Source organism: Schaalia cardiffensis F0333 (assembly GCF_005886435.1).
Taxonomy (GTDB): domain Bacteria; phylum Actinomycetota; class Actinomycetes; order Actinomycetales; family Actinomycetaceae; genus Pauljensenia; species Pauljensenia cardiffensis.
On the sequence record NZ_CP040505.1, the window covers coordinates 726447 to 741001 of the forward strand.

At 59.3% G+C, this 14555-nt stretch carries 14 protein-coding genes; 13 read left to right on the forward strand and 1 reads right to left on the reverse strand.

Features of this window, described 5'->3' with window-relative positions:
* Positions 1 to 101: 101 nt before the first annotated feature.
* From FFA61_RS02935 to FFA61_RS09595, 5 genes are all read left to right on the forward strand, one after another.
* The gene (locus FFA61_RS02935; protein ID WP_005961775.1) at positions 102 to 2036 is read left to right on the forward strand and encodes a hypothetical protein; all 1935 of its coding nucleotides are present in this window, start codon (positions 102 to 104) and stop codon (positions 2034 to 2036) included.
* Between the two features lie 148 nt (positions 2037 to 2184).
* Positions 2185 to 2484, forward strand: a complete 300-nt coding sequence (locus FFA61_RS02940; protein WP_005961773.1) for a hypothetical protein — start codon at positions 2185 to 2187, stop codon at positions 2482 to 2484.
* 419 nt (positions 2485 to 2903) lie between these two features.
* A complete protein-coding gene (locus FFA61_RS02945; RefSeq protein ID WP_040313485.1) occupies positions 2904 to 3314 on the forward strand; it encodes a hypothetical protein in 411 nt (136 codons plus the stop codon).
* A gap of 18 nt (positions 3315 to 3332) precedes the next feature.
* Entirely contained in the window at positions 3333 to 3569 is a 237-nt protein-coding gene (locus FFA61_RS02950; RefSeq protein ID WP_005961769.1) for a hypothetical protein, read from the forward strand.
* A 123-nt stretch (positions 3570 to 3692) separates the two neighbouring features.
* The gene (locus FFA61_RS09595) at positions 3693 to 4151 is read left to right on the forward strand and encodes a M16 family metallopeptidase (protein ID WP_138588757.1); all 459 of its coding nucleotides are present in this window, start codon (positions 3693 to 3695) and stop codon (positions 4149 to 4151) included.
* Here the strand turns inward: FFA61_RS09595 and FFA61_RS02960 are convergent.
* Positions 4036 to 5202 (reverse strand): IS1249 family transposase, encoded by a 1167-nt coding sequence (locus FFA61_RS02960; protein ID WP_131247423.1) that lies wholly within the window; start codon positions 5200 to 5202, stop codon positions 4036 to 4038. The genes FFA61_RS09595 and FFA61_RS02960 overlap by 116 nt on opposite strands.
* Before the next feature lie 102 nt (positions 5203 to 5304).
* Between FFA61_RS02960 and FFA61_RS02965 the strand changes: the two genes are divergently transcribed.
* From FFA61_RS02965 to caiB, 8 genes are all read left to right on the forward strand, one after another.
* Positions 5305 to 6042: an NYN domain-containing protein gene (locus FFA61_RS02965; protein WP_083879471.1), complete on the forward strand. Its 738-nt coding sequence runs from the start codon at positions 5305 to 5307 to the stop codon at positions 6040 to 6042.
* Between the two features lie 222 nt (positions 6043 to 6264).
* On the forward strand, positions 6265 to 7008 hold the full coding sequence (dapB, locus tag FFA61_RS02970) for a 4-hydroxy-tetrahydrodipicolinate reductase (RefSeq protein WP_005961763.1): 744 nt from the start codon (positions 6265 to 6267) through the stop codon (positions 7006 to 7008).
* A 34-nt stretch (positions 7009 to 7042) separates the two neighbouring features.
* A complete protein-coding gene (locus FFA61_RS02975) occupies positions 7043 to 7726 on the forward strand; it encodes a GNAT family N-acetyltransferase (protein ID WP_131247137.1) in 684 nt (227 codons plus the stop codon).
* Between the two features lie 75 nt (positions 7727 to 7801).
* Positions 7802 to 8698, forward strand: a complete 897-nt coding sequence (dapA, locus tag FFA61_RS02980; protein ID WP_005961759.1) for a 4-hydroxy-tetrahydrodipicolinate synthase — start codon at positions 7802 to 7804, stop codon at positions 8696 to 8698.
* Between the two features lie 1135 nt (positions 8699 to 9833).
* Positions 9834 to 11159, forward strand: a complete 1326-nt coding sequence (locus FFA61_RS02985; protein ID WP_040313484.1) for an MFS transporter — start codon at positions 9834 to 9836, stop codon at positions 11157 to 11159.
* Positions 11160 to 11209: 50 nt separating this feature from the next.
* Positions 11210 to 12136 carry an alpha/beta hydrolase fold domain-containing protein gene (locus FFA61_RS02990; RefSeq protein ID WP_242600856.1) on the forward strand — a complete coding sequence of 309 codons (927 nt, stop codon included), beginning with the start codon at positions 11210 to 11212 and terminating at the stop codon, positions 12134 to 12136.
* A 33-nt stretch (positions 12137 to 12169) separates the two neighbouring features.
* Positions 12170 to 13303, forward strand: a complete 1134-nt coding sequence (caiA, locus tag FFA61_RS02995) for a crotonobetainyl-CoA dehydrogenase (RefSeq protein WP_005961753.1) — start codon at positions 12170 to 12172, stop codon at positions 13301 to 13303.
* Between the two features lie 25 nt (positions 13304 to 13328).
* Positions 13329 to 14549 carry an L-carnitine CoA-transferase gene (caiB, locus tag FFA61_RS03000; RefSeq protein ID WP_005961751.1) on the forward strand — a complete coding sequence of 407 codons (1221 nt, stop codon included), beginning with the start codon at positions 13329 to 13331 and terminating at the stop codon, positions 14547 to 14549.
* Positions 14550 to 14555 lie beyond the last annotated feature (6 nt).

The window sequence follows — 14555 nt, forward strand, 5'->3', positions numbered from 1 at the left end:
TTTTCCTTCTGATGACTGATTCGGCGAGTCGTTGCAACTGTGCTTGAGATGCAGGTGCATTGTGAAATCATCTCATCATCCCAAGTCAGAGGAGGTACGTAGTGCTCGGTTATCGAAGCGCGTTCACCGTCGATCTCGACGCTTCTGTCGGCATCGCCGAAGACAATGCTGTAGATGCCCTTCTTGGTGAGGGGTTCACATGGCTCCGCAAGGATAAGAGGCTCCGAGGTATTGACGATCTCGAGCCTCTCCGTGAGCAGACGTTCTCCAACGGTGCCCGCGCGATCTATACTCGCGGCGCCAGAGCGGACATCGAGTACGGGAAGCTCATCTACTTCGATCCTCCTCAGGACGCCGGTCAGTGGGTGACGAGTCTCCTCATTGGATTCGATCACGGAACGAAGAACTCGCGCCCAATGATCGCTCTCGACATCGATGTTCCCCCGGATCCGCGTGCCGACGGTCGGCCCATGTGGTCGAATCGCCCCAGGCTCATCCAGCGTCTCCTCCAGTCCTATGCCTGTGTTGACTCGCGGATGCGTCTCGTTGATGAGCCGACTTGGCTCAAAGGAGGTGATGGGGTCAACGATTTCATCTCCGATTTGCAAGATGAACGCCGTAGGGGCCTCATCATCGCATGCGCTGAGGACAAGACTGTCGATCAGCGTGAGTGGGACAGAATCCTCAGAACGATCACCGCGGAGACTGCAGGGCAAGCTTCAGTTGTCATTCTCGACAGCGCTTCCACGGAGATGTACAACTCTCTAGTTTCGCCGGGCCACAGACTAGCGCCTTATTCGCTGCGAACGTTTCGGCTCTCGGTCGACATCGATGATCCAGCAGACGGACTCCGACATCGGACTCTTGCCGCCCGCACTATGCTTGAGAAAGACGGGGCTCAACTTCGGCGAATGTATGGGCGCATCTGCCGTGAGCATGGAAACGCCGTTCCGCTGAGCAAGTTCCTGCGTCGTCTCGATGTCACTACCGGGTGGGAGCTCGATGTAGCGAACCGATCGGCATCGGCAGTCGTCGATGTGCCCGCAGTGCGCATGCCGGAGAATGTTCCCTCAATCGAGATTCACTCGGTGCCTACAGTCTCGGGTGAGGCGCAGTCCGTAGTCGTCGAATCGCTGTCTTCAGATGTCAGCCACAACGAAGCGGATGCTCGAGTTGAGCATCTCAATGAGCGAATCGTAGAACTTGAAAGCGCTCTTGCGCGAAGAGGTTCGCTTGAGACCGAGCTACGCGAGGCGTTGGACAAAGCGAACACTGCGATTCGGAGCCTCGAGACGGAGCGAGACGAGGTTCGGATCGCCGCCCGGGAGGAAGCTGCGGAGGCTGAGATCAAGTTCGGAGCGCAAATCGATGATCTCAAGCTCGAGATGATGGTGATGGATGAAGAGAGCCGCAGCCGTGAGAAGTCGCTACGCGCCTATCAGTACCAACTCGAACAAGCGCGCAAACTTCTTGGTGACGCCGGAATCGATGCCTCTGGAACATGGAGCGAACCAGAGGATAAGTACATCCAAGAGCTGAAGGAATGGGAGGAGATCATCGATTTCGGAGACGAGAAGTTCCCGAACCTCATTCTCGCCTGCGACTGGGAAGCGACCCGCTCGATCGCCGCGCAGGATTCGGGTGGCTTGTGGTTTCAGACGACGTGGGACATTCTCGCAATGCTGGACGAGTACTGCGACTTCCGGAAAACTCCAGAAGGAAAGGACTTCAACGGCGGGATTCGTCAGTACCTTGATGGCGGTGCCCCGGCCGGCGCTCGCCTCGTCAAGGGCGACCGTTTCAGAGCAAACGAATCCGACACTGTGAAGAACTCGAAGAAGATGGGAGTGGAAAGACGTTTCAGTGTTCCGAAGGAGGTCGATCCATCTGGGGCATGTACGATGTTTGCCCACTTCGTTATCCAGACTCGAGGATCCATCAGTCCTCGCCTCTACTTCGCAGACCGAACGAATGATCTCGGGAAGGTCGTCGTCGGTTATATTGGTAAGCATCTGACGAACACGAAGACCACCTGATGAATGGGTGAGCCATGACGATGATCAACTGCCCAGAATGTCTGACGTTACTCTCCTCCAGCGTTCAAACATATCCCTACTGTTGATTTGAGGAAGGGGAGCGAAGAGCTCTCGTGAATACTTCTTCACATAAAACTACTCTTGTCGATTGGAATCGACCTCGATTACTGAACTCTTCGACGGCCTTTTCCCCTTCAGTGAACATCAGAGAGAGGTGTTCGACGAATCCTTTGACTTAACCGAGTTGCCCGAACAAGTCTTGCCAGCCCTGATGACCCTTCTTCACGACGCGGCACCGCGAGTAAGGCTTTTTCTCAAACTTGATAAAGTAACGCAGCAGGCTTTCTCTTCAGGTGCTGCGAAGTTTAGAATCGACCGTGCGACTGGTGGTGTCATGGTGACATTCTACCCTGAAGGTTATCAAAACATCTGGAAACAGGTTCATTAGGCCAGCCTTGACCACGTCGAGCTCGAGGCCGCCGAATGAGTCCACTGGTACAACACCAAATGACTCCACCAAGCCCTCAACCACCGCACCCCACAAGAAACACAAGACGCATACAATACACAACCACGCCCCAACATCCGTTGGAGCATAGAAGCGGAACAAAACCCAGGATACTTCACTTCGCCTCCCGGCAACCTCGTACTCAACGTGTGTCACCCGTCCGTGCCGCACCACCACGTGTCGTGGAAGCGGGGTATGCCGTGCGTCTTTAGTCGGATGCTACCCGGCGATGAACGCCAAGACAGGCATCATCCCAACAATCGTCAACATTCCTCGATAGAGGAGGACACGTCGCAAATCATAGAATGACGGCGTCGGCCAACAATCACTCAAGCAGCTTTGTCTCAAAGGAGACAACAATGACGACGTTGAAGAGGACTGCGATCGGTGCGCTGACTTCGTGTGCGCTCGTACCCAGCGGCGCTGGAGTCGCATATGGCTCCACTGATGCTGTCACGATGCAAGACCGTGACGACGTGTCTGCCACGGTCGAGAGTACGAGATTTGAAAGAGAATCCGAACAGACGAGAGCGATTCCTGTTGCGGTTGTTGTTGCCGTTCTGATGGGCGGTTACACTGTGGCTTACAACGATGGTGTTGCCCGTGCTGCCACAGGCCAAGTGACATGGAGCATGTGGAGCGGCGACTGGGGATGGAGCCTGATGGGAGCTGCTTATGGACTCGGTCCCGTGGGAATCGCTGGATACCATGGGTGGAGTCACGGGTTCCAGAAAGAATGCCCCAATCACTCGTACTGTTACTACGGGTGAGAGAAGGAGACAAGCGCAATGGCTCAATGGAAGAACATGAGCGCGTGGGGGAAAGTCGGTCTCGTCTGCGACTGGCTGTCGATCGCGGTCCTAGTGATGAGCTTCGGATACGCGATGATCATGAAGGACCAGATTCCTCAGAACACCTGGATGGTGGCATTCCTACTGTTCGCGGTGGGGCGGGGTCTGGGGGACTACGACCGCAATCGGCGTCGGATCATGGACGAGCGAGCCGCAGCCCCCCAGAACGGTTAGTAGCCATCTTCCACTGCCGCACAGTCGGGGAGAGCGTCGTCGCGCTAGCCCCGACTATGCGCTGTTCTGTGCTCGTGTCGCCCCTGGAGGGAGCATCACCGTCGGACGGTTAGAATCATCGCCATGACTCCGCCGATCGAATTGCCCCTTGATGTAACCCGGGCGCACCTGCTTGACGACTCCGAGGGCGATATCTCGCGAAGCGTCACCTCCTCGGGAACTCGAATCATCACCCAGCAGATCCCTACAACGCGCTCAGTCGCACTCGGCCTGTGGGTGCCGGTCGGTTCTCGCGATGAGTCGGCGCAGCACCAGGGCTCCACACATTTCCTGGAGCACCTCCTCTTCAAGGGGACGAAGAAACGCAGCGCCTTCGATATTGCGGTCGCCTTCGACGGGGTCGGCGGCGAATCGAATGCGGGTTACCGGCAGGAAAGTGTGGCATCGCTCGGGCGTGTCGTGGGGGTTATGTGCGTCCGGCCCAGCCTTTTCGGGTGTGGAAGCCGGTGTCGGGGCTGTAGGCGTTGTCGTAGTGTGTGGGCCCGTCTGGCCGGGGTTGTTGTTTGTGTGTTGTGGGGATGATCGTGTGGGGTTGCCTGGCGTGTTTGTCCCATTCGGCGAGCACTGTGGCGGCGTTGATGGGGTGTTGGTGGTGGGCGAGGAACCAGTGAATTGCGGTGATTTGGCGAGTCGTGTTCCAGCCTGCATGGGCGCGCAGTAGGGCGCGGATTTGAGCGTTGAGGGATTCGATGGGGTTGGTGGTGGATGCGAGGTTTGGTCGGCCAGGGTCGGTGAGGAATGTGAAGAGCTGTTTGTTCTTGAGGAGGCGTTCGAGCCGGTAGTACACGCGCCTGTCGCGTTCGTGGGTGTACCACCATTTCTTGCCTGTGGCTGCTGCCTTTTCGGGGTCTTGGGACGCGTAGGTGCGTTCTTTGAGGTAGTGGGCGTATTCGGTGTGGAAGGCGGCGAGCAGGCTCGCCCAGTGTGCGGCTTCATCCATGGTGGTGACGCGCAAGAGGGAATGGGACAGGCCTTTGAGGGCTTTCCCGGCGGGCGTGTGGGGGTTGTGGGTCAGGTCCACGGTGTTGTTGCGGTGGACATGCACGAGGCAGCGTTGGACCGGTTGGTCTGGTCCCCACAGGGTGCGGATCGCTGCCAGGGCGCCGCCTGCCCCGTCGGTAGTGATGATGCCCGGTGGGGGAAGTGGGCTGAGGAGCTGGGTGTAGGCCGTAGCGTTTTCTCGTCCGGCGGTAACCCAGTTCAACGGTGTGCGCCCGTCGGTGGCGATGAGGATGACCCAGGAGTGGGAAAGGAAGATCCCGTCAATGAACACCTGGTCATGAATGACGCCGTCCATGACTGGGAGGGGTGGTGGGACTTGCCAACACCACGAGGTGCGCTGGCGGAAGGATCGGCCGGTGAGTGTGCCGTCGCGTTCGGCTTGGCTGGTCTTGCCGGTCGCGTAGTTGATGAATGCTTCCAGGTCGTGGCGGCGAGTTACGTCAGGGCGCTTGAGAACTGTCGAGAATGAGCAGTTCCGGCAACGCCACCGGGGCGTACGAGAAGACGTTTTCCCGTTCGCGTTCATCGGCGCTCGGCAGATCGGGCACTTGGGGCGCTTGTCAACACTCACCCGCTCATATAGGCCCCACCCCTATGGGGAACGCGACTTTACGCGGTCAGATCAACGAAAAGTCCGGGTCGATGCCACACTTCCTTGCCGGTATCCCAACGATTGGCATCGGATGCGCTGCTCCTGCGTACCTACTGGTATGATGCCATGCCTGGAAATCAATTGTCTGCGGATCAGGCTGAATTGGCGCTGTTACCTTCTGTCAAGCTTCGGCTCGGCGTTCTCAACGGCGCCGGACAACAAAAGGGAGTTGACTCCCTGATTGTCACGGATCTTATCGATTTGGCGCGCCATCGAGCAGTCGTCGATGCGGTCGTGCTCTCCGGGGATGAAGATATTCGCCTGGGAGTGCAGTTAGCACAGAACTATGGTATTCGCGTCCATTTGCTCGGCGCCGGGGACGTGTCAAAGAATATGAGCCGATTGCTGCGCCAGGAAGCGGATACTGTAGGAATACTGCCGAGTGAGTGGTTCACCGAGGTTCTCGAAGTTCCGGGCTTAGTAACAGGGGCGATAACAGCGCCGACGGTCGAAAGCGTGGTTGATTGCCAATCGACGCAGGTCGGCATCGGGAGGCGATCAACACGACGAGTCGAATTGGATCCCATTGAGGGAGAGACGATTAATGATTCGACTAGCAGAGTGGTCCACCAACTCGTCAACGGAATGGACGAAAGAGATAAGGAGCAGATCCGAGCGCAGATCGAGATCGAGGGGAAAATTCCTAGAGAATTCGACGGTCGTTTGATTGCCTCGGTATCGAAGCTCCAGGGGAGTCGACGGTTGACTACCGATGAGCTGAATGCCATTCGGCAGGAGTTCATTCGTGCTGTCGACTGAATACGTTTTAGCATCCGTGCACGTATGAGTCTGCCTTCCCGTATGTGCTCTTAACTGCGAACGCCGCAAACGCCGTCACCACCGATGACGTGCACGCCCTCGCCGCCCAGCTCGTCTCCCGGCCGCGCGCCCGCGCCTCGTGTGAGAGAAATCCGAAGAGATACCCCTCTCGGCGTTCGGCCTTTTCAGCGCCGACGAGGACTCGAGCGATACCCTGGTCTCATGACTATTCGCGTTGCCGTCACCGGAGCTAAGGGCCGTATGGGCTCAACCGTCGTCGAAGCCGTTCGAGCGGCGGAAGGTATGGAGCTCGTCGCAGCCCTCGACGCCGAGGATGAGATCTCCCCCGAGTCCCTTAACGCTGCGGAGGTCGCTGTTGACTTCTCCATTCCGAGCGTGACGGAGTCGAATGTTCATGCCCTGCTCGATGCGGGCGTTGACGTCGTTGTTGGAACGACCGGCTGGACCGAGGAGTCTTATGAGCGAGTTCGCGTGCATGCCGAGGAATTGGGCAGAGCTGTTCTCATTGCGCCGAATTTCGCTATGGGTGCGGTCCTTGCGATGAAGTTCGCAGCTCTCGCCGCCCCGTATTTCGAGTCCGCTGAGGTGATCGAGATGCATCACCCGAATAAGGTGGATGCGCCTTCTGGGACGGCGATCGCAACAGCTCGGGGGATTGGAGCCGCACGCAAGGGCACGGGCCTCGATTCCATGCCTGATGCGACGCAATCGGATCCTGAAGGAACTCGCGGCGGCCTCATTGACGGCGTCCCGGTTCATGCGGTGCGTTTGCGCGGTTTGACCGCCTCGGAGGAGATTCTCCTGGGCAACCCGGGTGAGCAGCTCGTTATCCGCACGGATTCTTTTGATCGGGTCTCTTTCATGCCGGGCGTGATTCTCGCGATCCGCTCGATTCGGGGCCGCGTCGGTCTGACGATCGGCCTCGACAAGATCCTCGACATCTGAGGGTTTCATGACAATCGAGTTCAGGAAAGAGAACTTGCCTGAGTTCAGCGGCGAAAGCCTCTCCGACCCGAGCGGCAACAGTCTCTCCGGCTCCAGCCGCAACAGCCTCCCCGGCACCAGCCGCAACGCTTGCTCGGATCACAGCAGCACCAGCCTCTCCGACGCACCTTTCATATCCGAGAGGGACGACGCAGACACAGCCCCTCGCTTCTCGGTCCGCCCGGCTTGCGCTAAGGATGCGGAGGCGATCGGACGGATTCAGGCGCAGGCCTTGGAGGAAGTACTCGGAGTCGCATCACCTGTTGATGCCTCCGCCTTGGCAGATCAATGGGAGCAGAGCCTTTCAGCTCCTGCGCCCGAGGGATACCAGGTCCTCGTTGCCCTCCACGCGAGCACGCTCGTGGGCTTCGCCCTCGTCGCCCCCGCGGATCCTTTGAGTCTTGACGGGGGAGAGGAGATCCCCGCTGGAGCGCTCATTGCCGAACTGCTCATTGAGCGCGATTTCACTCGCTCAGGGCACGCTTCGCGTCTGCTCGCCGCGATCGCGGAGCTGTCGAAGGCTGAGAACCTGCGCGCTTGGGCGCGTCCTGAAGACGAGGCGAGGACGAAGTTCCTTCATAGTGCCGGTTTTGCGCCAGCCGGGATTCGCCGCACTTTGGAAAAGCCCGATGGGAGTCTTCTCATGGAACACCTGTGGTGGGCGGCAGTGGGCGAGTAGTCCTGCACCTGGGAAGCGGGTCCGAAAACCGAACAATCCACACGCGGGCGCAGCGCCATCCGTATTCTGTATGTCATGAGCCACATTCCAAGCCGACTCTTCGGCAGCCTCGCAACCGCCATGGTCACGCCCTTCACCGAGGACGGGGCTCTCGATGTTGATTCTGCGGTGCGTTTGGCGGCCAAGCTCGTCGATGATGGCTGCGACACGATCCTTCTGTCCGGTACGACCGGTGAATCCCCGACGACTCATCAGCCTGAGAAGAATGAATTGACTGCTGCGGTGAAGGAAGCGGTCGGGGACCGCGCCTTCATCTTGTGTGGTGCGGGATCGAATGACACCGCGCACGCGGTTCGGATCGCCGAGGGCGCCCAGGCTCACGGCGCCGATGGGCTGCTCGTCGTCTCCCCCTATTACAACCGCCCCTCGCAGGTGGGGCTTGTCGCGCATGTTCACGCCATCGCTGAGGCGAGCGACTTGCCCATCATGCTTTACGACATTCCTGGACGCACCGGCTTAGCCTTCTCCGATGAGACCCTCGACGTTCTTGCTCAGCACCCGAGAATCAAAGCGGTGAAGGACGCGACCGGTAATGTCGAGCAGGGCGTAGAACGGATGCACCGCACCGGCTTGGAGTACTACTCCGGGGATGACGGCTTGAATTTCGCGTGGATGACGGGAGGGGCTTCTGGCTTCATCTCCGTTGTTGGGCACGTGGCTGCGAAGAAGTACCGGGAGATGATTGATCTTCTCGACAGGGACAAGGTGTGGGAGGCACGCGAGCTCTCCTATTCACTGCGTCCTCTCGTCGCGGCGATCATGGGAGGTGGACAGGGCGCTGTCATGGCGAAGCACGCCCTTCACCTCCAGGGGGTTATCGATACTCCGAAGCTGCGTCTGCCGCTTGTGGAGGCCGGGGCTGAGGAGATCGAGGGCCTGCGGCTTGCTTTGAAGACCGCAGGGCTCCTGTGAGGTTCACAGTCCTCCTCTGATTGTTCTCCCCTTCGCCGCCTGCAGAGCTCAGGGCTGGCGTACCCGGCGCGACTCCTCTGGAAGTGCTCGCCTTTGGGAGGGGCGAGGCTCAAAAAGGGGCTGCCTGTGCTGTTGTCGAGTCGGCTGCACCCAGGGTGCATGTCTGGGGCGCACCCCTGCGCCTAGCCGTCGCTACCGTACAAGCTGCAGCTGCGGGCGCATGTGGGCTGCTGCGCTCAGGAGGGGCCTCCAGTCGATGCGAGAGCTGCACCCGTGGGCGCGTGTCGGGGAGTCGCGTTCATGCTCCTGCCAGGCCAGGTCATGGGCTGCACCCGTGGGCGCGTTCCTGGAGGCTTTGAGGTCGCAGAGACAGATCGGTCACGCGGGATACTGGTCAAGTCCAGTGGCGTGTCAGGAGTGGTATTTCGGTGCTGCCTTCGGCGCTCAGGGGTGTTCGGCGGGTTCGTGTTCGCAAGTGATCTGCTGGTGGCTGCCGCAGGCACTTGAGTCTTCTTTAACGGTGCAGAAGAAATATCTTTGCCGAATCGCCTGATATTGAATCACCCCGTTGACTAAAACGGGAGTTTCCTTTTCGTTATGCCTTCAGTGTGTCAGACAGTTTCCAACTTGTCAGACATTTTGTATTTGTCGAATACCGCTTCTTTTGTGTTGATAGTTTTGGCATTTCGAAAATGTGATCGTTGGTCAATTTATATACCATTGAGTTGTCAGACAATTTGTCGACGGGTGGGGGTTTGACCTGTAAATTTGTTGCTTTGCGCACCTTTGGATAAATGGACTCAAATCGTCCAGAATGAGTGTGCTGTGGGCGCGATCGGCCTCATTGCTGCTCGAAGTCAATTTTGGACGAGAGATGTCCAAAATGTTCGGAGAAAGTTGAGGGACCAAGGTCGGAACGGAGTTGGTGCCCCTCAGATAACATTGAGAACACAGCGCCCCGTGTGTGTGACTTAAGGTCCTGCTTCATGGTTAACGTTGACCAGAGTGGTGGCCGAGAATCGTCGTGAGCAGAGGGTTCCTCGGAATTCTCGAAGAAGAGCAAGACGGTCGCGGGGCATTCGACAAAAGTTGATCCCCTACCCTTCAATGATGAAAGGCGGCCCCAGTGCTAAGTATGCTCACCCAGGAGCGTTGTGCGAAAGACCTCACAAGTTTTCATCGTGTCTTTCTTCTTGTCCTGGTTTCCATCGGAAGCTCCATCGTCTATACGCCTGCGTATCTGCAGTACGTCTTTGACGAACCCCTCCAAAAGGCTTTGATCGCTGCGGGCGCGGCGAGCCAAGACAATGTCGTCACGACCATGGGCACACTCCTCGCCGCATACTCGTGGACAGCGCTCGTGTGCTACCTGCCCTCGGGGATCGTCGCCGACCGTGTCCGCGTGCGCACCCTCGCGTGGGTGGGATTCGGTTCGACCGCATTGCTCGCCTACTGGTACGCCTTCTTCCCGTCCTACACCGTCCTCATCGGGCTCTTCGTCGGCATGGGCATCACGACCATCCTCATCTGGTGGGGTATCCGCTTCAAGCTCGTGCGCCTCATCTCTGAAGAAGAGGCATACTCGCGCAATATCGGCATCTCCTATGGTCTCTACGGCCTGGCTGGCCTCATCCTCGGTTTCGTCAATGCTGCGATCGTCTCCTTCCTCGCCGATCAGGGCGATATCGTCCCCATGCGGACCCTCCTCCTGGTCCTCGGCTCCATCATCATGACCCTCGCGGTCCTCTCCTTCTTCTTCATCCCCAAGTTCGAGGGTGAGATCGGCTCGAGTGACGAGGGCTTCAGCTTCAAGCAGCTCGGACAGGTTCTTTCAAACCCTGTCGTCTGGCTCGCAGCTCTGACACTCTTCTTCGTCTATTTCTTCTACACCGGCGTCAACCAGACCACCGGCTACATGAAGGACGTCATGATGATCGCGCCGGGCACAGTCCTCATCGTCGGAACGGTCCGTACCTACGGCGTCTCTCTGATCTCTGGCCCCGTTTTCGGCACCATCGCCGCCAAGCTCGGCTCCCCCTCGCGGGTCATCGGATTCGGTTCGGTGGTCGTGATGATCGGACTGGCGGTCTTCGCCTTCCTTCCCGCACAGGCCTCCCTCGCCTACGTGGCGGTCGCCATGGCGATCCTCCTCGCCTTCATCGCCAACGGCGTTTTCGGTATCTGCTCCAGTCAGCTCACTGAAGGCAAAGTCCCGGTCCGCGTCTTCGGTACGGCCACCGGCCTGCTCTCCGTCGTCGGATTCATGCCTGACACTTTCTCCTACATCTGGTTCGGCTCCATCCGCGACGCCCACCAGGACAATCCCACTGTTGCCTACAACCAGATCTTCCTCATCCTCGCTGGTGCCGCACTCATCGCTGCTGTCTGCGCCTTCACTCTCATCGTCGTTGCGCGCAAACGCAACGTTGAAGAGGACGCGGACGCCCGAGAGGACGCGTGAGCACGGTCATGGGTCACAAATACGATGTGCCTCGCCTATGGAGTGAGCAAATGGGCGAGGTCGTCGCCAAGCAGAACGAACTTGCCGAAGGTGCCTACGTCACAGGTCAGAGCCTCGAGGAGATGCGGCAGGCGTATCGCGCCGAGCGCGCCTTCTGGAACGAGGGCGGCCCCTCAGTGGCCGTGTGCGTCGACCAAGAGGTTCCCACCCGTTACGGTGCGGTGCGAGTGCGCCACTACCGTCCGGGTGAGCAGGGGCCCTTACCACTCATCGTGTTCGTCCACGGAGGCGGATGGGTCATCGGCGATGTCGACACTCACGATCGGATCACCCGCACCCTGTGCCACCTCACAGGAGCGGCGGTCGTCAGTATCGACTACACCCTCGCACCCGATGCCCGCTTCCCCCAGCAGATTCACGAGTGCCGCGATGTCGTCGCGCATATTCGTGAGCAAGCTGAAGAATGGGGCATCGCCCCTGAGGACATCTCCTTCGCAGGCGACTCCGCAGGGGCCAATATGGCAGCGGCGACGATGCTCATGATGCGCGACGAGGGCGTGCTCACCCAGACGCGCACGATGCTCCTTTTCTACGGCGTCTACGGGCTCAAGGACTCCATGTCCATGCGCCTGCTGGGAGGGGCATGGGATGGACTGACGGAAGCGGACTACGCCTACTACTTGGATCAGTATTTCGCTGAACCCGAGAACGCCGACGACCCCTACTTCAACGTTCTCGGCTCCGATTTCAGTACGGGAATCCCGCCCTGCTACATCGTTGCCGCCGGCCTCGACCCCTTGCGCGATGATTCGCGCACTCTGGTTGAAATCCTCGGTCTGTGCAGCGTGCCCCACCTCTACAACGAAGTCGAGGGCGTCATCCACGGTTTCCTGCATCACTCCAAGATGCTCGACCAGACCATGGATGTCCTCAAGGAGGCCGCTCGCTTCTACGCCGAACACCCGATCCGCCGCTGAGCACACACGCTCACACACAGAAAGTGACTCACAATGGATTTTTCCCTCTCCGAAGACCAGCAACTCATGGTGGATGCCTTTACCGAGCTCATGCGTTCGCGTAACTGGGACACCTACTTCCACGAGTGCGATGAGAAGCACGAGTACCCCCTCGAATGGGCCGAAGCGATTTGCGAACTCGGTTTCGACCGCATCCTCCTGCCCGAGGAGTACGACGGACTGGGCGCCGACTGGGTGACCCTGACCGCCGCCTACGAGGCCCTCGGACGCGAAGGCGGCCCGACCTACGTCCTCTATCAGCTGCCCTGCTGGGACACGGTTCTGCGTGAAGGCACCGAAGAGCAAAAGGAGAAGATCCTCTCCTTCGTCGGCACCGGCAAGCAGATGCTCAACTACGCGATGACCGAGCCTTCGGCCGGATCCTCGTGGGATGACATGCGCACCACCTATACCCGCAAGGACGGCAAGGTCTACCTCAACGGTCACAAGACCTTCATCACCTCTTCCCTGTACGCGCCCTACCTCGTGGTCATGGCCCGCGACTCGGAGAACATGGACACCTACACCGAGTGGTTCGTCGACATGAGCCTGCCGGGCATCACGAAGGAACCCCTCGCGAAGCTCGGTCTGCGCATGGACTCGTGCTGCGATGTCTACTTCGACAACGTCGAACTCGAGGAGAAGGATCTTTTCGGTAAGGAAGGCAACGGCTTCCGCCGCGGCGTGGCCGACTTCGACCTCGAGCGCTTCCTCGTCGCCCTGACCAACTACGGCACCGCCTACTGCGCCTTCGAAGACGCCGCGAAGTACGCCAACCAGCGCATTCAGGGCGGCCAGGCCATCGCCCGCCACCAGCTCATCCAGCTCAAGTTCGCTGAGATGAAGGTGCGCCTGACGAACATGCGCAACATGCTCTACGAGATCGCTTGGAAGCACGACAACGGCCAGCTCTTGCGCGGTGACTGCTCGATGGCCAAGTACTACTGCTCCGAGGCCTCCTTCGAGGTCGTTGACCGCGCCCTCCAGGTCCTCGCCGGCGTCGGTATCACCGGCGACCACCGCATCCAGCGCTTCTACCGCGACCTGCGCGTGGACCGCATCTCGGGCGGCACCGACGAAATGATGATCCTCACCACCGGCCGCTCCGCCCTCTACCCCTACCGCTGAGCCATTAGAGAAAGGAGCGAAAGCAATGGCACTGCCTACAGAAAAGCCATCATTCGGCGTCCTCGATGGCGTCAAGGTCGTCTACTCCGCCGTTGAGATCGCAGCCCCCACGGCCGCGGCCATCATGGCCGAATGGGGAGCAGATGTCACGTGGATCGAGAACGTGTGGACCGGCGACTCCATGCGCGACACCGCTTGGGTGAAGGAAATGGAGCGCCGCAATATGCGCTCGATCTCCATGAACCCCTTCACTGAAGACGGCAAAGAAGCCCTGCGTGCCATCGTCAAGGACGCCGATATCTTCATCGAATCCGGCAAGGGCCCCATGTACGCTCGCAAGGGCATCACCGACGAGTTCCTCTGGGAGATCAATCCCAAGCTCGTCATCGTCCACGTGTCCGGCTTTGGACAGTGGGGCGATGAAGAGCAGATCAACTCGGCGGCCTACGACCTGACGGTCGCTGCATACGCGGGCATCGTCGCCCAGAACGGCAGCGTCGACCAGCCGATGAACATCTCCCCGTACCTGGGCGATTACATCAACTCTTTGATGATCATCTCCTCGGCCTTGGCGGCGCTGCACCGCGTGGGCGTCACCGGCGAGGGCGAGAGCATCGACATGGCGATGTACGAGACCCTCCTGCGGGTGGGCACCTACTACATGATGGACTACATGAACGCGGACATCCTCTACCCGCGTCCTGGCGCCCGTCACCAGAACCTGTGCGGCATCGGCATCTACGAGTGCAAAGACGGCTTCATCGGGCTGTGCCTGTACGGGGTGTCGCAGAACAAGTACCTGCTCGAGACCATCGGGCTCGGTCACCTATGGGGAACGGAGGAATACCCCGAGGGCACCTCGGCGCTGTGGCTCAATGGCCCCAAGGCCGACCTCATCCAGGAGACCCTGGAGGAGTACCTCAAGACCCAGTCCAAGTTCGATGTGCAGCGCGACTTCGTCGCTCACCGCATCGCCGCTCAGGTCGTCAACGAGTTCCCGGACATCCTGGCAGCCGATCACGTCAAGGCCCGCGAATGCTTCATCGATTCGGAGAAGGCGGACGGCACTCCCGTCAAGGTTCTCAACACCTTCCCGAAGTTCCGTCGCAACCCAGGGGCCTTCTGGCGTCCGATGCCGGCACTGGGCGAGGACACTCGCGACGTCCTCAAGCGCGCGGGGTACTCCGATGAGGACATTGACCGCCTGGTCGAATCGGGCACCGTCAAGGTCAAAGACGAGGACTGATTGGCT